Here is a 216-nt window from a genome sequence, read left to right on the forward strand (position 1 = left end):
GCACGTCATCAACACTGAAGCCGGTACGGTCATCATCCGGGGTGCCCGGACCGGCAGGGTCGAAGGGACCCGGGCCGGTGCCGTCATCGAGGATAGTACCGGTGCCGGTCGCGGTGGAGATGGTGGCACCGTTGGTGGGGGTATCCAGTTGTACGGTAAAGGTCTCGCCGCCTTCGTACTGGGCATCCTGGGTGGTCTGCACGGTGAAGGTCTTGC

General features: G+C 64.4%; 1 protein-coding gene. It reads right to left on the reverse strand.

What is annotated here, in order from left to right:
* On the reverse strand, positions 1 to 202 hold a 202-nt coding region (locus JW499_RS22335), incomplete at its 3' end, for a hypothetical protein (RefSeq protein WP_205212577.1).
* Between the last annotated feature and the right edge of the window lie 14 nt (positions 203 to 216).

The organism is Amphritea pacifica (assembly GCF_016924145.1).
GTDB classification, from domain to species: domain Bacteria; phylum Pseudomonadota; class Gammaproteobacteria; order Pseudomonadales; family Balneatricaceae; genus Amphritea; species Amphritea pacifica.